This window comes from Paenibacillus qinlingensis (assembly GCF_013204845.1).
GTDB lineage: Bacteria > Bacillota > Bacilli > Paenibacillales > NBRC-103111 > Paenibacillus_E > Paenibacillus_E qinlingensis.
The window spans coordinates 39,160-59,503 of sequence record NZ_JABMKY010000024.1; the positions used below are offsets into that span (position 1 = coordinate 39,160).

Here is a 20,344-nt window from a genome sequence, read left to right on the forward strand (position 1 = left end):
CGTGGATGATGTAGAGCTTCCATCGCCTGCGACCACAACATGGTCGATTCACCGTTATAACGGTTCGGAGGTGCTTCCTGCGGAGGATACGATTGCTGTCGAGGCCCCTCTGACGATCCTGCTCGATGGAGAGGAGTTTGCCACACTCGTCTACACCCCTAGCGACACGATGGATTTGGTTACGGGTTTTCTTGCTTCTGAGGGGATGATCCGTTTTGTAGATCAGATTGAATCCCTAACCCTGGAGGAGGACCGCGGCTTCGCCCATGTGAAGCTGCGCCATCTTCATCAGCTGAGCCGTCAGATGGTGTCCAAGCGATTCATCGGATCGTGCTGCGGGAAAAGCCGTCAGTTTTATTTTCACAATGATATGCGCACGGCCAAAACGGTGACTACGAAACTCAGTCTGACGATTCCACAATGCTTTCATCTAATGAGTGAACTTCAGGAGCAATCGGCGGAATTTCGGGCGACAGGAGGGCTGCATAACGCAGCTTTGTGCACGGTGAGTGAGCTTCGAGTTACCCGAGCAGATATAGGCAGACATAACGCGCTTGATAAAATATACGGACACATCCTTCGGGAGCGGATTTCGGTTCGGGATAAGGTACTCGCTTTCAGCGGAAGAGTCTCTTCCGAGGTTGTTTTGAAGACGTCGAAAATCGGCGTCGGCCTTCTTTTGTCGAAATCAGCACCAACCGATCTAGCTCTCCGACTCGCTCACGATCTTGGCATTACGGTGGTTGGCTTCATTCGGAAGGACCATCTAACCGTGTATACGCATCCAGAGCGCATTGTAGAATGTCGATAAAGTTACCTTTTTGTGGAAATATTTGTATTGTCTCTCTACCAGAATTGTGCTAGATTCTAGCTATTGCCAACTTTTGTTAAGAGAGGAACGACATAATGGGGAATTGGAAAGTTTGGATGAAAAAAGGGAGCATTTCGCTGGTCGCAGCTTTCGTACTTGTGACGTTTGTACAGCCGATGTCTTCGCCTGCTTATGCAGCAGAAATTAACGCAGGGATTCCGCAGGTTATCGAGAAAGCTTCGCCTTCCGTAGTCGCCATTATAGGAAAGCCATCCTCGGAGATGGATAAATCATTAGAGAAAAACCGTTTTAACCTTGCACACGGGACGGGTGTTATTGTGGCCTCGAACGGTGTGATTGTTACGAATGCTCATGTGGTGAAAAATATGAAAAACATCGTCGTCGTGACCTCCGAGGGGACAACCTATCGCGGGCATGCCTCGAATATTGATGAGGAGAGCGATTTGGCACTTGTCAAAATTGACGCTTCTGGCCTCAAGCCAGCCACTTTCGCGTCCTCATCGGACATCAAAGTTGGTGAGACGGTAGCGGCGATTGGTACGCCGATTTCCTTCGCTTTACGTAACTCTGTGACAGTGGGGATTGTCAGTGGTCTAGATCGCTCGGTGAGCTCGCAGTATCAGCTAATTCAAACAGATGCAGCCATTAACCCAGGCAACAGTGGGGGCGCTTTGATCAATATGAAGGGCGAAGTCATTGGGATTAATACGATGAAATACGCTGATATTGGCGTTGAAAATCTCGGATTCGCCATTCCTGTAGATACGGTGAAATATGTTTTGAAGCATTTTGAACAGTATGGCAAAGTGAAACGTGCTTACACAGGGCTGGAATTGGAAGAAAGCTGGGAAGCCGTTGTTGGCTTGCCGAGCTCGACGGGGCTCCGAGTGAGCTACGTGGACGCGGACTCACCGGCGGCAGAAGCGGGAATTGAACAAGATGAAATTTTAGTTTCTGTTGGCCCTAATTCCGTCAAAACACTTGTGGATTACAACGAGGCGATTAAAAAATATTTGCCAGGCCAATCGGTGGATATTAAGCTTCAGTCGGGAAGCGCGACCTTGACCAAAACGGTGAAGTTAGGCGAGCTCCATAGCGCAGAAGCGACGTTAACGGAGGATACCGATGGTGGGAGCTCCTTGGACGCGGATAGCGGTAAAACAAAGATTGGCGACAGCCACTTCGGCTGGTCCATGAAGTACCCAGCGGGGCTTGTCAAAAGGCAACAATCAGACGACGGTGATTCGGCAAGTTTCGTAGATGCGAAGGGCGAATTCGCGCTTACTATTCACGTAGATAGCGACCAAAGTGATGAGCTGTCACCGGCAGCCCTTTTGAACAAAATCGCAGGTGAGGATAGCAGTGAATATTCCGGTTATGGAGATAGTGCGACGATTCTGGAGCGTCAATACGTGAAGCGAGCAGAAAATCCCTATGCCAAAATCGTGAGCCGTTCCGGTGAAGATGGCTATATCCAGACGCGTGGCTACCTGCACGGTGGTCGTTTGTATACGGTGAAGCTCTACGTAACCAAAGAACAATACACGAATCGTTCCAAACAAAACAGCTATAATGACCTGTTAGACAGCTTTAAGCTTGCTTTTAATACGGCAGATAACTCTCTGAAGGATATTTCTGTATTTAATTCCGATGATGTGACATACACGAGTGAGTATGGGCTGTCGATTGATTTGCCTGCGGATTGGGAGCAGGATCATCGTGGAAGCAACTCCTTTTACAATGAGGATTATTCGCAATCGATTCATGTTCAAGTGACCTCGGCGTCTTCAGGTGATACACTCTCGGATTGGGTTGATCGGGAAATTAAAGAGTTTGAAGCGCAATACAAGGCAGATTATCGCCGTGTAGACAAGCCAGTAGAGGTTACCGTAGACGGTGTGCCAGCATGGAAAGTAAGTTTTGCGAGCTCTTTAGGAGACGAGTGGGTTGCGGGAAGTTCGCTCTTTTTCATCAAAGACAAGTACAAATATGAAGTACAAATGACTTATCCGCGAGAAGATCAAGGTGATGAGCTGAAGGAGATCTGGGATAACGTGGTGGCGTCGATCTCCGTGGATAAAGAAGCGATGGATGGGGAGCTTGGTTTCATTCAGGATTTAGATGAACTTGCTGATCCGAATCGTACATCGCTGTACAAGAACGAAAAGTTCAATTATACCTTACGTATCCCGGAAAATTGGACAACGAACCGTTCCTACGATGGTAACGATCAGGCGACGAAGTCCTTTACTTTCACAGGAGGTTACTTACGTGTAGAGGCAGACAGCAAGAAGGCATACACTGAGATCTTAAAGGAAGCCGAAGAGGAGCACAAGGTAAGTCACACCAATGATAGTGATTATACGTACTCGTCAGAGGATGTAACGCTTTTTGGTGATGTGAAGGCGAAGAAGTACACGGTGAGCTATTCAAAAGCGCACATTCCGTATGGGGAAACGGTGTATGTGTTTAATCGCAAGCAAGTTACCTATACGGTGACACTTCGGATAGATGCTGCGGTGAGCACGGATGCGAATGTCGCGCGGCTGAACAAGGCGTTCGCTTCGTTTACCTTTGTGAACGGTGCGGGTGGGAAATAGGGAAAAAGCAGCGGAAATCCGCTGCTTTTTCTGTTGATTACTCTATGCTACTTTACGCGAATACCACTCTTATTAGCTTGTATATCATCAGTAATAACTCAATGCGATGGTAACCCTAACGGCCTAAGACCAACACCAACACCAACACCAACACCAACACCAACACCAACACCAACACCAACACCAACACCAACACCAACCCTAGCACCAAAACCAACATCAACATCAACCCCAAGACCAACAGTTTAATACCGGATTTATAGGGGGATTATTCTTTGAAAAATGCAAATAGGCAACCTTTTCTCTTCATTTATCCTCCAAAATAGCAAATGCGTGCAAATAGGCAACCTTTCTAATGAATTTGAAGGAAATCTCCTCAAATCACACTAAAAAGATGCCTATTTGCATCAATTCCCAAAAAATGAAGGGAAACCTATGTCAAAACTGCCTATTTGCATTTTTGACAGCCTCCCCAACCAGAGCCCCGACCGAGACCGAGACCCCGACCCCGACCCCGACCTTGAATGCGACTCCGGCTTCAACCCCAACCCCAACCCCAACCCCAACCCCAACCCCAACCCCAACCCCAACCCCAACCCCAACCCCAACCCCAACCCCAACCCCAACCCCAACCCCAACCCCAACCCCAACCCCAACCCCCGAACCTCTTCCAACCAACTAGCTAAACAAACCAAAGCCCCTGAGGGAAATCCTCAAGGGCTTTAAGCATTCGTCTTATCCAGCGGTAGCCGTACTGGCCTGTTTGCTCTTGATCTCAATGAACATTTCCTCGCGCTGTGAATCCTTGAGGATCGGGCAATTGAAGCACTTTGTTCCTTCCTCGCGGCGATAGTACATGCAGCAGGAGGAGCGCATCAGAATTTTTTTGCCTTCTTGGTAAGGGCTATCTATGTACTTCGGCTCATGAACGAACGGATTTACTTTGCGGCCAAAAACATCCGCCGTCAACTGTTTCGTCAACACCTCATAATCAGCAGAGAATTGTTCGCGGACGTGGGGGCGTGGGTCATTTTCCAACACATAGTCACGTACGAATGTCATGCGTGCAGCGAATTGATTCCAGATCATGGCCTGATTTACTTTCGCTTGCTCCGCGATGACCGTAATCATTGGCGTGATGAGGGTTGAGAACAGCTTGCGCATCTCCAACTCAATGAATAGGTCACGATCTTCTGTCGGAACTTCCTTCCATTGTACGTTTACAATTTTGTATCCGACATGTGCATGGTCGCCATGATTCTCGACTTCAAGCGCGAGATGATCCAAATCCAAATCCAACCATTGATTGTACTGAGCAAGAAACAGGTGGATCGTAGCCACCAGATTGAACAGCGTGAGTCCCAAGTACGAAGCAGAGATGTCCAACCCTTTGCCGCGGAGCAACGTTTGACCTTGCTGCAGGATGTCAAGCATCACGGGTCCTTCTAAGAGCTGCCGTGCGGGAATGTGCAGGAGGGGGTCTTCCATTCCTTTTGGTGAAATATGAAAGTACATCTCAACTAGCGAAAAATCGACGTTTGTTTCGATGGGCATCGTTAGCACGCTCCAAATATAAGAATGATTATCGTTATCATAATAATTCCTTTGATCATACAAGATGCGCGATGAAAGTGTCAATTTGGTTTCTTCCAAAAAAGGAAGGCAGATCCTACAAATAGCTGGAAAAAATCCATGTAATTTAGCCACATTTCACTGGTTCGCGAGGTTAGATGGAGAAAGTACAGCTAATTTCGCGGATCTGGGCATTTCGGGCGGATAGGAGTGAGATTAGCTGCATGTTTTCCAGTTATTTCTGAAAAAGAGGAGAAAAGGCACAAAATAGCTGGAGGAAATCCAGTTATTCGGGTTGAGAGTGCTAACTAGTTGGCGGTTGTGTTGGTCAAGGTTGAATGAAGTTATGTTGGAGGACGTGGGCTGTTGGTTGAATGAAGCTATTTTGGAGGACGTTGGATGTTGGTGGAAGAAAGTAATGTTGAAGGACGTGGGGATGTGGCTAGAATGTGCGGGTGTTAATGGTATGAAGTAAGTGTTGGAGGTGTGCCAGTGTAGATGGTTTGAAGCATGTTGGCGGTCGTGATGAACTAGTGAAATAAAGCACTTACTAGCGGATATGATGGAGTTATAGGAATGAAGCGAATACGAGGAGAAGGAGAGTGGATGTTTGTTGCGAAGTGAAACTCCCCCCCAAAAATACAAAACCTCTCCATCTCTAGAGATGGAGAGGTGTATTGAGAACTACTTACTTCCGATACAGGGCATAGCCTGGGTCTTCCGGTACGTCAATGGCAATGATTCGCAGACCTTGCTCACTATCCGCCACTAGGTGGAGAGCTTCGCCTTCACCGACCGCCTGCGCTACCACAAAATCCTTGTGGGAAAGGGTCTTCCGCTCTTGCTCTTGGTCTAGCTCTTGTCCTTGTCCTTGCACCTGCCCTTGCCCTCGTCCCCCAACGTTCCCCACGCCTTCCCCGCGAATCACGAGGAACGCCGTCCTGCGTCCAAGCTCCAAATCATAGCTGAACGCCGCGCCAGGCTCAATCTCCCAATCATACATCCGCACATCTGTATCCAATTGGATGGGAGCACCTCCGCCGATCACTTTTTTCACGGTTACACCAGCAGTTTGGCTAACGGGAAAAAGTTCATGCTCGTATTGATGGTAGGCAGCCGGCTTTTTCACAGTCTCGCTCAAATGCGGCTCGAACCAAATCTGCATCGCCTCGCTGCCCGCTCTGCGGAAGGCCTCAGAGTGATAGACACCGGAACCCGCTTGAATCACTTGCGCGCCGCCGTTCGTCACGGTTTCCAAGGAACCGAGAGAATCGCGGTGCTCGACAAGTCCGTCGATCACGTACGTGACGATTTCGAACGCTTTGTGCGGGTGCATGCCGATTTCCGATACATCGGATGCTTTGCCCCACGCCCAGTAGAATAAAGGTCCGACGCGATCTACCGCTGTCTTTTCGCCAGGGAAGCTGATGGCCCGTTGTTCAACGAATTTGCCTCCATCGAATGCGCCTACGCCTTGTTCATTTGCCGAATAGATGTGAAAGCTCATCTGAATCACTCCTTAACTAACTTATAGTTAACAACTAACTTTATGTAAGTATTATATCGTCTTTTTTCCCAGATGTCAAAAGGTTTCCTCATCCAACACGGTGCATCTTGACTTCAACACTATGATCACACTACAATCTATAGTGTAAGGAGTGTGGCCAAACGTGAAAATGCAAAACTTTAAATTGAAGGAAAGCGGACTTAACCGCTTTTTTGGTCCATTAGAATCCAAAATTATGGAAATTCTCTGGACCAGCTCCTCGGAAATGACCATCAAAGATGTCCAACAGAAGCTGGACGAAGACAAAGCGATTAATTTTAATACAGTGATGACGGTAATGAACCGCCTCGTGGACAAAAAGATTTTAGAAAAGCGTTCTGTTGTCAGGTCGTTTCACTATAAGCCCGTTGTCACGATTGAAGAGTTCATGGACACACAATCCAAAGAGTTGACGTACGACCTCATTGAACAATTCGGCTCGTTGGCAGTAACCCATATGGTTGATGCGCTCGATAAAGTGGACCCGGAGCTACTTGACCAGTTGGAGCAGCATATTCTACTTCTGAAAAGGGATCGATAACGATGAAGGAATCGCGATTCAAATGGCTGTACGCGGCTGCGCTAGTGGCTGGAGGCTCGATTCTATGGCAAATGATTGCCTTCCTCCTAGGGCATATGTTTCACATACGACCCTCTCGCAATCTATTTGATTTGTGCATGATTCTCCTTCACTATCTGCATCTGCCAGGGCACGTGCCTATGACCATAGTTAATCTATTGATTCTCTATACGATGGGGACGATGGTTTGGTTTACTGTGAAGCACAGCCATGATGTAGTCAAGGCGAATAAGCTCGTGAAGAAATATCATGATGAGGCTCTTTCCGCAGCCCATGCGGAGACTTTCGGGTTATCGGTGCAACAGCTCCAAATCGTCCGCTACAAAGCACCACTAGCCATGACCATTGGGTTATGGAAGCCGCGTATACTCGTTTCAACAGGATTGATGGACATGCTGGATCTGGGTGAGCTTCGTGCCGTGATTGAGCATGAGAAATGCCATGTGCAGCACAGGGATCCTGCGGCGATATTCTTGCTGGCGCTAATCTCGAAGTCGATGCGGTATATCCCTATTTTTGCATGGATTGCGCACAAATATCCGATGATGATCGAGCTCCGCGCGGATAAGTACGCCATCGAACGGATGGAGCAAGCGACAGACCTAGGTAGTGCGCTGCTGAAGATGCTTAAACAAACCGCGAAACCGCGGTTTCCACTCTCACATGCTTCCTTTGCTGAGACTTCGATGAATGTGCGTATTCAGCATATTTTGGATCCCGAGAGGGAAGTTTCCTTGCGCTGGCCGTTGATTCGGATAGCGATTTCTGCACTAATTTTTATACTTGTGATGGGGCTTATCTAACCAATAAGTCCTTCTTTTTTTCAATTTTTAGCCTCTGGATTTGTTCGGAAGAGGGCTTGTCAGAAAAAGAATTGACAATTCCAACCTTTTACACTACGCTTTGTAGTGTAATCTATTTTCCGATATATAAAGGAGCGAATAGCATGGACTACATAATGAAAAATCTACATTTTATATTCACTCACGTTCCGATTGCGTTATTAATTTTTAGCTTTGTTTTTGATGTTGTGGCCCTTATTTTTAAAAAGAAGGAATGGCACTCAGCAGGTATGCTTTGTCTTGTCGTTGGTGCGCTTGGTGCGATTGCCAGCGTTTTAACCGGGCCTGAGATGATGATGCGGAATACGACGCTCAGCTCCCATGAATTTTATGCAAGACTAACGATGATCGTTGCCATTGTACTAGCAGTCGTGCGCGTAGGTTTGCTTATTTGGAAAAAGCTCGAACTAGGACGCAACCCGATCTTTCTCGTTGCTTCCCTTGTCGCGGTGCTGCTCGTTAGTTACACGGGTCATCTTGGCGGTAAAATGGTACACCGCGACATGCAAGGAGGCCCTGGCATGATGCAGGGTGGACCTGGCGGCGGTGCGCCTGGTATGCAAGGAGGTCCAGGCCAGAATGGCCAAGGCGGACAAGGTCAGCAGCAAGGAGGCCAGCGTCAAGGCGGCCAAGGACAGGGACAAGGACAAGGTCAAGGTCAGCAGCAACCAAGCGGTCAGGGTGCTCAGACGTCATCTGCACCAGCGAAATAATAATAAAAAGGGATGTCCGCGGTGTTCAGCTGCTGGATATCCCTTTTTATTTGATGGTGGCCCAAGGCATGTTTCACATGCATATTTCTAGAGCATTAACAGTTGATAGCGGTTAAGTTCGCGAATAAAATGGCTTCATATACCTCATCCTAGCAAAGGTAATACATATCCTAATGAGGAGGTATTGAGCACAATATGACTAAAGTTGATTCAAGTTTACAATCACAAAATCCGATCTCATCTGCACAAAATTCCGTCGACAATGTTCACCAAGCCGTAAATCATGCCCTGTCTCACCCGACAGCTCAAACGACGGAAGAAGCTCAAAATGCCCTTTCTAAGGCGAAAAATGCGGTAGATCAGGCATTTGACCAATCGGATAGCCCCGCGGTACAGCAAGCTATTGAATCCTTGGAAGAGGATAAGGCGCGGCTGACGAGTTTGGAATAAACCCAGTAACACCTGAGTCCCAGTGGAGATCGAAAAGACCGTATCCCGTAGTTCATAACTACAGTGGAAACGGCTTTTTTGCGTTTTCCATCGCTTTCAGCTTGTAAACAGACCTCATGATGAAAGGGACACTTCCGTGCTACACTAAAGAGACGAACAACTTGTCAGACTTGTCTTCATAATTTCGTAAGAATTATGGTAACTATTTTGTAAATAGTATCTATTATTATTAGGCTAGTACGGTGGGTTGAAGTGAGATGAAGAAAAAAGGATGCGTGGACGTGACGAAATACCAAGTGCTGGTCGTCGATGACGATATCGACATTCAGGAAGCGATTGAGATTTATTTGAGGGGCGAAGGCATGGAAGTCAGCAAGGCGAACAACGGTCTGGAAGCACTGCTTTTGCTGGAAGAAAAGGAATTCCATCTGATCATCCTCGATATCATGATGCCGAAGATGGACGGTATTCAGGCGACATTCAAGATTAGAGAGAACTGTAATGTCCCGATCCTGATGCTTTCCGCCAAAACAGAGGATATGGACAAAATCATGGGCCTGAATGTGGGAGCTGACGATTATTTAACGAAGCCTTTCAATCCGCTGGAGTTGATCGCAAGAGTGAAGTCTCAGCTAAGGCGCTACACAACACTTGGGCCATTTGGAACGGAAAAGACGGCAAATGAGGAATTAAGCGTCCGCGGCCTCGTACTCAATCCAGTCACTAAGGAAGTCACAGTCGATGGTGAGGACGTGCGTATGACCCCGACAGAATTCAAAATTTTGGAACTGTTGATGATGAATAAGGGACGCGTTTTTTCCATTGATGATATTTATGAAAAGGTGTGGAAAGATCCCGCCTTTAACGCGGAGAATACCGTGGCTGTGCATGTACGAAGAATTCGCGAGAAAATCGAAATTAATCCGAAGGATCCTAAATATTTGAAGGTGGTGTGGGGTGTTGGCTATAAAATGGAGAAGTAGATCACTCTCGCTGGTGCTGCTGGTTGGTGTTTATATCATGTGGACATTGACCTTATTTGCGGCAACAAATGCCTATAAGAACAGCGTGTATTTCGGTGAGGACGCTTATTTCAAAAGCGGGGCATTCGAGAGGGAAATAAATTCCGTCTATGAGAATATTCAATTATATCATCTGGAGGCTCCGCATTTTAGTGAGAAAACGCCGGAAGAACAGATCGGAAATAATGATTACTATAATGTGAAGCGTGACGCGGAACGAACTGTTCAAGATCGTATTAACAATCTCGAACAGAAGTATAGCCCACGCATCGATACGGCACGCAACCGTCAAGACAATACAGAAGTAGATCGACTGGAAGCAGAAAGAGATACGAAGATTGCGGAGTTGAATAAAGAGAAAGAGGCAACTTTTCAACAAAATCTGAAGGCAGCAATTACGGCTAAGCAAAAGCAGTTCATGACAGCCAAGACAAATCTGGATAACCGTGTCAAATCGCTTTACTACGTCGTGAAAAACTTAAAAACAGGCGAAACTTATAGCAATATATCGTCTGAAGCTCTCCAAAAAAAGATCGATCAGCAAGCATTCATGTATACATTATCGTTACCGAAAATAGATGAACCGAATCGATTTGCGTACCAAATGAATGTTGATCAAGTCAAAGCTACGTACTACATTTTAAACCCAACTCAAGGCTCTGGCATTATTCAAGCGGATTATCTCTCTTACGAGTCTCAAAAGCAGCAAGCAACAGCAACGGTTTACTGGCTAGTAGCACTTGCGGTTCTCACAATCGGGCTAACCTACTTGGCAAGAAAACATCAGGGAGATAACCCTTCTCTGATCGATATGCAAACAGTGGTAAGGGAACGCTTGCCGATCGATGTGCGGGCATGGACAATTTTTATTGCAGCTGCTGCACTGGTCGGTATCCTCTTCGAGGCTGAGCTGTATTACTGGTCTCCGACCTATGTAAGCTTATATCAGATAAGCATTGTCCTCATTGCTTCCGCATTACTTGTTATTGTATATAATGGCCTTCGTGGTGCAGTCGCACTTCTTAGATATCCTGAACATCTCGCCATGGAATGGAGAAGCAGCTTAACCGCATCATTCTGGCAAACCCTGAAAGATACGCTGGAACAGCGAGGCTTACGCTTCAAGTTGTTAGTTTTTATGGCCATTATCGGGATCATGGGCTTCTTGCCCGTGTGCATAGTTGCTTCTAGCGGAGAAGAGGCTGTTATCGTCTTTACCTTCATCTGGTACATCATGTTCCTACTCGTGGTACTGCCTTATATGATGCGAAAGATCAAGCAGCTTCGCGCCATTATCAAAGGCGTGGAACAAATGTCGCAAGGCAACTTTGATGTGACCCTCCCTGCCAAAGGCAGAGGACAGCTCTCCCGCATGGCGATGAACATTAACAATTTGAAGTACGGCTTGCAGCTTTCGCTTGAGAAACAACGCGTCAGTGATCGTCTCAAAACAGAGCTGATTACGAATGTTTCCCATGATTTGAAAACACCGTTAACCTCCATTATCAATTATGTGGATTTGCTTAAAAAGGAGGGCTTGTCCGCTGAACAATCCACCCACTATCTCGAGGTGCTCGATCGGAAAACGCAGCGACTCAAAGTGCTCATCGAAGATCTCTTCGAGGCGTCGAAGATGGCAAGCGGAGCAACAGAGCTGAATTGGGAAAAAGTCGACGTCTCTGCCTTACTGACACAGGCCTTGGCGGAGTTCAGCGACAAAATCGAGGCCTCCACGCTGACATTCCGCGTAAACGTGCAAAGCCCGCATATGTATGCGCTGCTGGACGGCAAAAAAACGTGGCGCGTCTTCGAGAATCTCATCGGCAACGCCTTGAAATATGCCTTGCCGGGAACACGGGTATACGTCACGTTGACGGAAAATATAGAGCAAGTCATCCTCATCATTCAGAATATCTCGCTCCACGAGCTTAATTATGGCGTAGAGGAGTTGTTCGAACGATTCAAACGCGGTGATCAGTCTCGCGGAACGGAAGGCTCTGGCCTCGGCCTCGCCATCGCCAAGAGCATTGTTGAACTGCAAGGCGGCAGGCTCACGATTGACATTGACGGTGACCAATTCAAGGTGATTGCCGAATTTGAGAAGCGGGATGTGCTGAGAGCGTCGCAAGAATTGCTATAGCTAAATAAGAACGCCGTCTCTTATGGACGGCGTTCGTTTTTTTATTTCAGCTCCAGCTCCAGCTCCTCCAAGGTATACCGGTTGTCCCACAAAAAGATCATGTCATACGCGGTTGAGTCCTTCGAGACAAACCTAGCTGTAGCCGCAATGACGCCGCCTATGATCGTTCCGAATCCCACAATCCATCCCATTAATGCAAACACTTGATCGACCATGTGCATTCACTCCTTTGAGGCGCGATGAACTCCTACTCTATCCATATGCCGGGTGAATTTGAAACATGTGTGACATTTGAAAGCCTTCTCATCACGAGTATAGACATCGGAAATGTCGGGCTGGGAGAGTTGCATTTTAATCTTTTTCTCCGATTGACACGCTCAGAAGAGGGATGGTAAGATCACCCTGTAAGGATCGAATAGACAGCTTTTGGAAAAGTTAACAGGCACCTAACGTGCTAGGCTCATCAAACGAAATAGGGGGGTTCACTATGGATAACAAGGTTATTGTATTTAACGCACATCATAAACGGACACACGTCCAACCTAATTTCATAGATGGTAACCCGCTGGTTAGCCCGAGCGACTGCATACGCATGTTCGGCTGTTAGCACCCCTTCCCATACGTTAAGTTGTGAAGCGCGGGTTACGAAGTTCGTAACGAGCGCTTTTCTGTTTCTATAGAAGGCATATCGCTGCGCGGTATGTCTTTTTGCGTCTTTAGGTGTCTATGCGCCATTTGAGAGGAGTGACAAGATCGTATGTTTACGGTATTAAAGAAATTAGCATGGTTTTTCAAAATGAACTGGAAACGCTACAGCCTCGCGATTGGGCTGTTGATCATTGTGGGCATCATTGATGTTTTACCGCCGAAGCTGATTGGTTACGCGATTGATGGTATACACATGGGTACTTTATCGGGAGCCAAATTGGCGCAATTACTCGCCTTTTGGGGCGCGCTCATCGTCGTCAGCTATGGGCTGTCTTACGTTTGGCTGTATCAGCTGTTCGGCGGTGCATTCGTACTTGAACGTGTGTTGCGCTCCCGATTCATGCGGCAGCTGCTGCGGATGACGCCTACCTTTTATGAGCGCAATCGTACGGGCGATCTGATGGCTAGAGCGACGAACGATCTGCAGTCGGTATCGACAACCGCAGGGTTTGGGATTCTAACCTTCGTCGATTCGACACTGTTTATGTTAACGATTCTGAGCATGATGGGCTTCTTCATTAGCTGGAAGCTGACGCTTGCCTCGATTTTACCGCTGCCGATTATGGCCGTTGCGATTACGATTTTTGGCGGCCGTATCCATGAAAGATTCATCCTCGCACAGGATGCTTTCGGTCAAATGAATGACCGTGTCCTGGAAACCATCGCAGGCGTTCGGGTCATCCGGGCATTCGTGCAGGAGAAGGCGAGTGAACACAATTTCGCGACGATGACAGATGATGTTTATCGTAAAAATATCGCCGTAGCCGTTATTGACGCTCTATTTGAACCAACGGTCAAAATCCTGGTCGGTATTTCCTACCTGATCGGACTTTGTTACGGAGGATATCTCGTGTTCCATAGTGAGCTGACGCTCGGAGAGCTAGTGTCCTTCAATACCTTCCTAGGTATGCTGATCTGGCCGATGTTTGCGATTGGTGAGCTGATGAACATTATGCAGCGCGGGAATGCATCCTTAGATCGTGTGAACGAGACACTTGGCTACAAGCCAGATGTCAAAGAAGTGCCGAACGCTGTGACTCAGCTGAAGCCTGATTTTATCCATTTTGACAAAGTAACCTTCCGTTACCCGTCCTCATCCATTGATAATTTGGTTGGCATGACGTTCCGCTTGGAGCGCGGACAGACGCTCGGAATCGTCGGCCGAACAGGCAGCGGCAAAACAACGCTGTTGAAGCAGCTGCTTCGCGAGTATCCTATCGGTCAAGGCGCGATCACGATCACGGATACGCCAATTGAGCAGATCGCGATCGACACGCTGCATGGTTGGATCGGATATGTCCCGCAGGAGCCGATTCTCTTCTCCAAAAGCGTCCGCGAAAATATCATGTTCGGCAAGGGGCAAGGCACCGAAGCAGAGTTAATGCGTGCGCTTGATCTGGCCGCTTTCCGCAAGGACGTCGAGTTCCTTCCGGAAGGTCTGCAGACACTCGTCGGGGAGAAAGGCGTCGCCTTATCGGGTGGTCAGAAACAGCGCGTATCCATTGCGCGGGCGTTGTACGTCGATCCGGAGATTCTCCTGCTCGACGACGCACTCTCAGCGGTCGATGCGAAGACAGAGGCCGAGATCATTAGCGGCATTCGCACCGAACGCGCAGGCAAAACAACCCTAATTACCACACACCGACTCTCCGCCGTGCAGCATGCCGATTGGATTGTCGTGCTCGATGAGGGCTATATCATCGAAGAAGGCACACACGAGCAGCTTCTGGCGCTCGGTGGCTGGTATAAAGAACAATATGACCGACAACAGCTCGAGGAGCAGACGGTTGGGATGGAATAGATGATGGGGGCAAAGCGAGCCCCCAACAATACGAGAAAACAGAAAAGTAGGTGAGACTCCTGATGACACAAATGCAACAAACGCAACAAACAAAATCAACGAAACAAACCGGAAAACGGTTGTTCCAATACGCGGCTAAATTCAAGCAAACCTTGCTCATCGCCTTAGTATTTCTATCCTTGGCTGTCGCGACCGAGCTGGCGGGTCCTTTCATAGCGAAGCACATGATCGACACCCACATTCTCGGCATCGAGAAGCCATGGTTTGAGACGCAGTCGGCGACAAAGGGCGAGAAAGCTGTTGCTTTTGAGCAGACGTTTTATAAGCGGAGTGATAACTTCGCAGAGGGCGAGCCGAAGGGCAAAGAGGTTCGTATCCTACAAGTAGGGAGTAAGTTCGTATGGCTGGATCAAGCCCTCCCTTGGGATGGCGTGCGCAAGCTGACGGATGATGGAAAGCTGCAGGTTACACAGGGCACAGAGCAGGCGGAGTATGCTGTGCAGAAGCTGAGTGTGCAGGAGCTGTATAATTTTTATCAACCGCAATTTGCAGAGTTAATGAAGCTGGCGGGATTCTATGTGATCTTGATTTTCGTGGGAGCAGGCTTCACCTACGGGCAGAGATACTTGCTGCAAGCGGCAGCGAATCGCATCATTCAGCGTATGCGCAGGGATGTGTTCGCGCAAATCCAGCGATTGCCTATCAACTATTTTGATAATCAGCCCGCAGGCAAAATCGTTTCACGCATCACGAACGACACAGAGTCTGTCCGAGATCTGTATGTGCAGGTGTTGGCGAACTTTTTTACAGGTACCATCTATATTCTCGGCATTATCGCGGCCATCTTTATTCTGGATGTTCGTCTGGCACTCTTCACACTGCCGGTTATCCCGCTGCTGATTGCTTGGATTATAGTTTACCGCAAGTATGCGTCGACGATTAATCATGAAATACGTGAGCGGATTAGCAGCATCAACGGGATGATTAATGAGGCCATCCAAGGGATGACGATCATTCGAGCTTTTCGCAGGCAAAAGGAAACGACCGATGAATTTGAGGCTTTGAATGAAGAGTATACGCACTATCAAAATAAGCTGCTCAGTTTGAACTCCTTAACCTCTCATAACTTGATGAACGTGGTGCGGAACTTGTTCTTCTTCGGATTGATCTGGTATGTGGGCGGCAGTTCGCTCAATGCGGTGATTACCGTTGGCGTGCTCTACGCCTTCGTCGATTACCTCAACCGGATGTTCCATCCGATGGTAGGTATCGTGAATCAGCTGCCTAATTTGGAGCGTGCTTTGGTATCGGCGGATCGCGTGTTTGAGCTTTTGGATGAACAAGGCATCGATGTTGTCGCTGAAAAAGCTGACCGCTACAAAGGGCACGTGAGCTTCGAGCACGTTCGCTTCGCCTACAAAGAAGGGGAGGATGTGCTGAAAGACATCTCTTTCGAGGCTAAACAAGGGCAGACGGTTGCCTTAGTTGGGCATACCGGTTCAGGCAAAAGCTCAATCCTCAACCTCCTCTTCCGCTTCTATGAGGTCAATGAAGGCCGCATCACGGTGGATGGCCGCGATATTCGCGAGCTGTCTAAGCAGCAGCTTCGTCAGCACATGGGCATCGTGCTGCAGGATCCGTTCCTGTTCACGGGGACCATTGCGTCCAATGTTTCCTTGGACGATCCGTCCATCACCCGGGAACGGGTGGAAGCGGCGCTGCGCGAGGTTGGCGCAGCGGATATGCTTGGTGCGCTGCCGCACGGCCTCGATGAGCCTGTCATCGAGAAGGGCAGCACGCTGTCTGCTGGGCAGCGGCAGCTGATTTCATTCGCCCGGGCGCTGGCGTTCGACCCGGCGATCTTGATCCTCGATGAGGCGACGGCATCCATCGACACGGAGACCGAGGCCATCATTCAGGCCGCGCTCGAAGTACTTGCGAAGGGGCGGACCACCTTCATCATTGCCCATAGGCTGTCGACGATTCGCAGCGCCGACTTGATTCTTGTGCTCGACCACGGCGAGATCGTCGAGCGCGGCACGCATGAGGAGCTCATGGGGCTCCTCGGGCGGTACTACCAGATGTACCAGTTGCAGGCTGGACATCCTGAGATTGCCGCCTCTGCGGAGAGCGGCGAATCGATTGGGCATAAGATCTAGGTCGCGAGTCGTAGACGAATCTCGACAAAAGGCTAACGACGCTGACTTTCCAATATGCTACAATAAAACAAATTGATGCTTATGGGAAGTGGAGGAGAATTTATGCGCTCAGATACAATTCGTTTGCTTAACCTGCTGCAGCTGTTATCCGAAATAGCTATTGCTGTAGGGTATTTACTTGGGTTAATCCCATTCGTGTATGCATGGTCATGCGCTTGGGTCATTCCATTGGTGGTCGTGAATTTGGTGTTTGCCATCCTCACGGGCAATGGCACTACGCTGAAAACGATCATCAACATCGCATTGGCCTTCTTAAGTCTCATTCCTTTGCTTGGTTATGTATTCCGCTTTGGCGGAATCGTCGTGTCGGGCTTGAATATGAGAGAGTTGTCCAAGAGAAGAAACAACTACTAGAAGTAGTGAAAAAACGGATGGCGCCGAAGGGGCGCGCATCCGTTTTTTTATATGATTTGACTATTAATCTCCTACTTGCAAGTCCAGCTTAAGTCAGGTTGCTGCAGGGTTCTAGTGGAATTTAGGGGCGGACTTGTGAAATCACCTGTGTTCAAAGTGAATAAATGGAATTTCTACAGTTATATTTGGGGTTTTGTTGACCAAACATAGAATAGATGGAAAACCTGTAGTTAAATCTACCGATATTAACGATTCTGAGAAATAGAGGCTGTTTTACCTGCATATTTTACAGTTATATCGAGTATTAGAGGGAATTTCGCATGAATAGCTGTATATTTTCCATTAAATTGAAATTAGTGCGAGCACGTATCCCATCTAAATCCACCATCACCGTGCGAGTAGCGAGTAGTGCGAACCCCGAACCCCGAACCCCGAACCCCGAACCCCGAACCCCGAACCCCGAACCCCGAACCCCGAACCCCGAACCCCGAACCCCAAACCCCGAACCCCGAACCCCGAACCCCGAACCCCAAACCCCGAACCCCAAACCCCAAACCCCAAACCCCGAACCCCGAACCTTACTCGTATGCCTTTCGATCGCCCATCCTCGACAGACTTCAATAGACGTTTCTTTTATTGTTCTAATGGAGTCGTCACGCTAATTGATCCTCGTTTAGGTAGGAAAATAAGAGAAAGGAGGATGCCAAGCACAGCGATGCCGCAGCATACCCATAGCATCACGTCCAAACCGCCGACGAAAGCATGTTGAACAGAGGCTAGCAGCGATGTGGAGTTCATTTGATGAGCTACAGCTACTCCAGAAGAAACATTATCTTGAACCGCAGCCGCTGCTTGGTCAGTCAAACCGCTCACATTCAAATGCTTATGGTACTCGGAATTCAATAATGAACCAAGAAAGGCTACACCGATGGTCCCGCCTACTTGCCGTAAAGTCATAATTAAGGCAGAACCAACACCGCTTCGCTCAGCTGAAAGGACCCCAAGCGCCGCGTCCATCGCTGCCGGAAGTGCGAAACCGAACCGAAGCCAATGCCTAAACTTACAATCCAAATGGCTGCAAATCCATAGCCGGTAGTGACGTCGGTGAAGCCGCCAAGGAAGAGTCCGAAAGCCATGAACAAAAATCCGATCGCGACAATCGCTTTGTCGCCCAATTTCTTTACAATTTTGCCAGAGACCTGTGAGCCTACCAATAAACCGCCAATAAGCGGAAGAATACGCAACCCGGTAGCTTGAGCATCCAGACCATTCACGGCCTGAAAGAATAGAGGCAAACCGAATAGGAAGCCAAAAAATGCAAAGTTAACTAAAGTTGCCAGCGTTGCTCCCCAGGTAAATCTAGCTTCGCGGAATAGTCCTAAATCGACAAGCGGCGAACGACTACTTCGCTGCCACCACACGAATAGGCCTAGCAGCAAAAGTCCAGCAAGGATTGTAGCCAACGTACCGCCATCTCCCCAGCCAGTGTCTCCCGTTTGTGTAACCCCATACGTAAGAGTTACTAGTCCCAAACTGGATGTCAATATGCCGAAACCGTCTATCCGATGTTTTTCCGAACTGCGGGATTCAGAGATTAGCAAGGCAACAGCGATAAGCGAAATGATAATGATGGGTACGTTGATCAAAAAGATAGAGCCCCACCAGAATGTTTTTAACATCCATCCCCCAAGTATAGGACCGAGAGGCATGCCCAGTGCACTTGCGGTTACCCAAATCCGCATCGCCTTCGGTCTTTCATCCTCAGAGAATATGACCGGCAGTAAAGACATAGATAGAGGCATTAATAAGGCAGCGCCTAGGCCAAGAACAGCACGCCAAGCGATCAACGCTCCGGTCGAGTGTGCATAGGCGCAACCGATGGAGGCAACACCGAATAAAAGTAATGCAATTAACAGCATTTTCTTGCGCCCAAAGCGATCACCAAGCATCCCAGCTGGTAGTAATGCTGCCGCGAGTACGAGATTATAGGCATTGGCAAACCATTGTAATTGACTCGTAGTTGCGTGTAAATCGGTTGCCAATGTGGGTAAAGCCAGATTTAGCACCGTCATATCGAGACCAACGGTTAACAAGCTAAAGGCCAAGACAGCAAGTACCCACCATCTTTTTGAACTGTTTTGAATGGTATTCATTGTTATTCCACCTCTCTTTTTAAAACTAACTAGTTATTTATATTTAAATTATAAAAAGGGCCGTCTTTTACTTGAGCAAAGACGGCTCCATGACGCCATGAATAATAAATCGGGCGACTTGATCTTTATAATGCGCAATAGAATCGGCTGAATTCGACGTATTCAAAAACGGCTTGAATCGCGAATAGGACTGGATGGACGAATACACATTGTTCAGTACAATAGAAGGAAATACTTTGGGATCTAAATCCGCCCGAATTAATCCATTCATTTGTGCCTTTTTAGCCAGTTCGTAGAACATTGTAGCATCGTCAGGCAGATACGTAATTTGGTTCCAGGTTTTCCATTCCTCCGCCATTTCCCAAGAAAGGATTTTCAGATAACGCGGATGATCCAATAAAAATTGTAAGGAACCATGGATCAGCTTTTCTAGGAATTGCTTGAATTTGGCTCCGTCCGAAGTTAATAAATCGTCTTTCAATAATTCGCCGTTGATATCCAACAACATCTTGTCACCTAATTGATCGGCGCGAATAATAACTTCGGTGTACAGCCCCAACTTATCTTGGAAATATTGATAAATCAGGCTTTTATTATAGCCTGCAGCTTTCGCTATGGCATCGATTCGCGCAGCGGAAAATCCCTGCTCTGCAAAAATCTCTTCTGCCGCGTCTAAGATCATCTCTTTGGTCCGTGCGGCATCGTAGGTTCTTTTTGGTTTAAGTTCGTGAGTTGATATATTAGTCACCTCCAACGAAAATAATTATAACTAACTAGTTAGATTTTATCAATAGAGGATTTTATTTATTAAA

The 20,344-nt window shown here is 47.9% G+C and carries 18 protein-coding genes; 11 read left to right on the plus strand and 7 right to left on the minus strand.

The window, feature by feature from the left end:
* Window position 1: 1 nt before the first annotated feature.
* Both fdhD and HQN88_RS29835 read left to right on the plus strand, forming a co-directional pair.
* Window positions 2–811, plus strand: coding sequence for a formate dehydrogenase accessory sulfurtransferase FdhD (fdhD, locus tag HQN88_RS29830; protein ID WP_173119232.1), 810 nt, complete (start codon window positions 2–4; stop codon window positions 809–811).
* Window positions 812–906: 95 nt separating this feature from the next.
* Window positions 907–3,432 (plus strand): trypsin-like peptidase domain-containing protein, encoded by a 2,526-nt coding sequence (locus HQN88_RS29835; RefSeq protein ID WP_246320530.1) that lies wholly within the window; start codon window positions 907–909, stop codon window positions 3,430–3,432.
* 438 nt (window positions 3,433–3,870) lie between these two features.
* Here HQN88_RS29835 and HQN88_RS29840 read toward each other — a convergent pair whose 3' ends face one another.
* From HQN88_RS29840 to HQN88_RS29850, 3 genes are all read right to left on the minus strand, one after another.
* Window positions 3,871–4,110 (minus strand): hypothetical protein, encoded by a 240-nt coding sequence (locus tag HQN88_RS29840; RefSeq protein ID WP_173119208.1) that lies wholly within the window; start codon window positions 4,108–4,110, stop codon window positions 3,871–3,873.
* Window positions 4,111–4,167: 57 nt separating this feature from the next.
* Entirely contained in the window at window positions 4,168–4,986 is an 819-nt protein-coding gene (locus tag HQN88_RS29845) for a (2Fe-2S)-binding protein (RefSeq protein WP_173119233.1), read from the minus strand.
* Window positions 4,987–5,692: 706 nt separating this feature from the next.
* Window positions 5,693–6,511 carry a pirin family protein gene (locus HQN88_RS29850; RefSeq protein WP_173119234.1) on the minus strand — a complete coding sequence of 273 codons (819 nt, stop codon included), beginning with the start codon at window positions 6,509–6,511 and terminating at the stop codon, window positions 5,693–5,695.
* A 163-nt stretch (window positions 6,512–6,674) separates the two neighbouring features.
* On the opposite strand from HQN88_RS29850, the gene HQN88_RS29855 reads away from it, so the two are divergent.
* The 6 genes from HQN88_RS29855 (at window position 6,675) to HQN88_RS29880 (ending at window position 12,297) form a co-directional block, all read left to right on the plus strand.
* A complete protein-coding gene (locus tag HQN88_RS29855; protein ID WP_173119235.1) occupies window positions 6,675–7,091 on the plus strand; it encodes a BlaI/MecI/CopY family transcriptional regulator in 417 nt (138 codons plus the stop codon).
* A gap of 2 nt (window positions 7,092–7,093) precedes the next feature.
* Window positions 7,094–7,933 carry a M56 family metallopeptidase gene (locus HQN88_RS29860; RefSeq protein WP_173119236.1) on the plus strand — a complete coding sequence of 280 codons (840 nt, stop codon included), beginning with the start codon at window positions 7,094–7,096 and terminating at the stop codon, window positions 7,931–7,933.
* A 143-nt stretch (window positions 7,934–8,076) separates the two neighbouring features.
* Complete coding sequence (locus HQN88_RS29865) at window positions 8,077–8,685, plus strand: DUF2231 domain-containing protein (RefSeq protein ID WP_173119237.1); 609 nt, start codon at window positions 8,077–8,079, stop codon at window positions 8,683–8,685.
* 195 nt (window positions 8,686–8,880) lie between these two features.
* Window positions 8,881–9,135 (plus strand): DUF3813 family protein, encoded by a 255-nt coding sequence (locus tag HQN88_RS29870; RefSeq protein WP_173119238.1) that lies wholly within the window; start codon window positions 8,881–8,883, stop codon window positions 9,133–9,135.
* Between the two features lie 281 nt (window positions 9,136–9,416).
* Entirely contained in the window at window positions 9,417–10,118 is a 702-nt protein-coding gene (locus tag HQN88_RS29875) for a response regulator transcription factor (protein WP_173119239.1), read from the plus strand.
* Window positions 10,096–12,297 carry a sensor histidine kinase gene (locus HQN88_RS29880; RefSeq protein WP_173119240.1) on the plus strand — a complete coding sequence of 734 codons (2,202 nt, stop codon included), beginning with the start codon at window positions 10,096–10,098 and terminating at the stop codon, window positions 12,295–12,297. The genes HQN88_RS29875 and HQN88_RS29880 overlap by 23 nt, the downstream gene beginning before the upstream one ends.
* Window positions 12,298–12,338: 41 nt before the next feature.
* Here HQN88_RS29880 and HQN88_RS29885 read toward each other — a convergent pair whose 3' ends face one another.
* Window positions 12,339–12,512, minus strand: coding sequence for a hypothetical protein (locus HQN88_RS29885; protein WP_173119241.1), 174 nt, complete (start codon window positions 12,510–12,512; stop codon window positions 12,339–12,341).
* Between the two features lie 542 nt (window positions 12,513–13,054).
* Between HQN88_RS29885 and HQN88_RS29890 the strand changes: the two genes are divergently transcribed.
* The 3 genes from HQN88_RS29890 to HQN88_RS29900 all read left to right on the plus strand — a co-directional run bounded on the left by HQN88_RS29890 (window position 13,055) and on the right by HQN88_RS29900 (window position 17,379).
* Window positions 13,055–14,806 carry an ABC transporter ATP-binding protein gene (locus tag HQN88_RS29890; RefSeq protein WP_173119242.1) on the plus strand — a complete coding sequence of 584 codons (1,752 nt, stop codon included), beginning with the start codon at window positions 13,055–13,057 and terminating at the stop codon, window positions 14,804–14,806.
* 62 nt (window positions 14,807–14,868) lie between these two features.
* Window positions 14,869–16,965, plus strand: coding sequence for an ABC transporter ATP-binding protein (locus HQN88_RS29895; RefSeq protein WP_274319082.1), 2,097 nt, complete (start codon window positions 14,869–14,871; stop codon window positions 16,963–16,965).
* Window positions 16,966–17,067: 102 nt separating this feature from the next.
* Window positions 17,068–17,379: a hypothetical protein gene (locus HQN88_RS29900; RefSeq protein WP_173119243.1), complete on the plus strand. Its 312-nt coding sequence runs from the start codon at window positions 17,068–17,070 to the stop codon at window positions 17,377–17,379.
* Between the two features lie 633 nt (window positions 17,380–18,012).
* Here HQN88_RS29900 and HQN88_RS37915 read toward each other — a convergent pair.
* The 3 genes from HQN88_RS37915 to HQN88_RS29910 form a co-directional block, all read right to left on the minus strand.
* Entirely contained in the window at window positions 18,013–18,336 is a 324-nt protein-coding gene (locus HQN88_RS37915; protein ID WP_246320531.1) for a hypothetical protein, read from the minus strand.
* 2 nt (window positions 18,337–18,338) lie between these two features.
* Window positions 18,339–19,532 (minus strand): MFS transporter, encoded by a 1,194-nt coding sequence (locus tag HQN88_RS29905; protein WP_246320532.1) that lies wholly within the window; start codon window positions 19,530–19,532, stop codon window positions 18,339–18,341.
* A gap of 67 nt (window positions 19,533–19,599) precedes the next feature.
* Window positions 19,600–20,214 carry a TetR/AcrR family transcriptional regulator gene (locus tag HQN88_RS29910; protein ID WP_173119244.1) on the minus strand — a complete coding sequence of 205 codons (615 nt, stop codon included), beginning with the start codon at window positions 20,212–20,214 and terminating at the stop codon, window positions 19,600–19,602.
* Window positions 20,215–20,344: the final 130 nt, after the last annotated feature.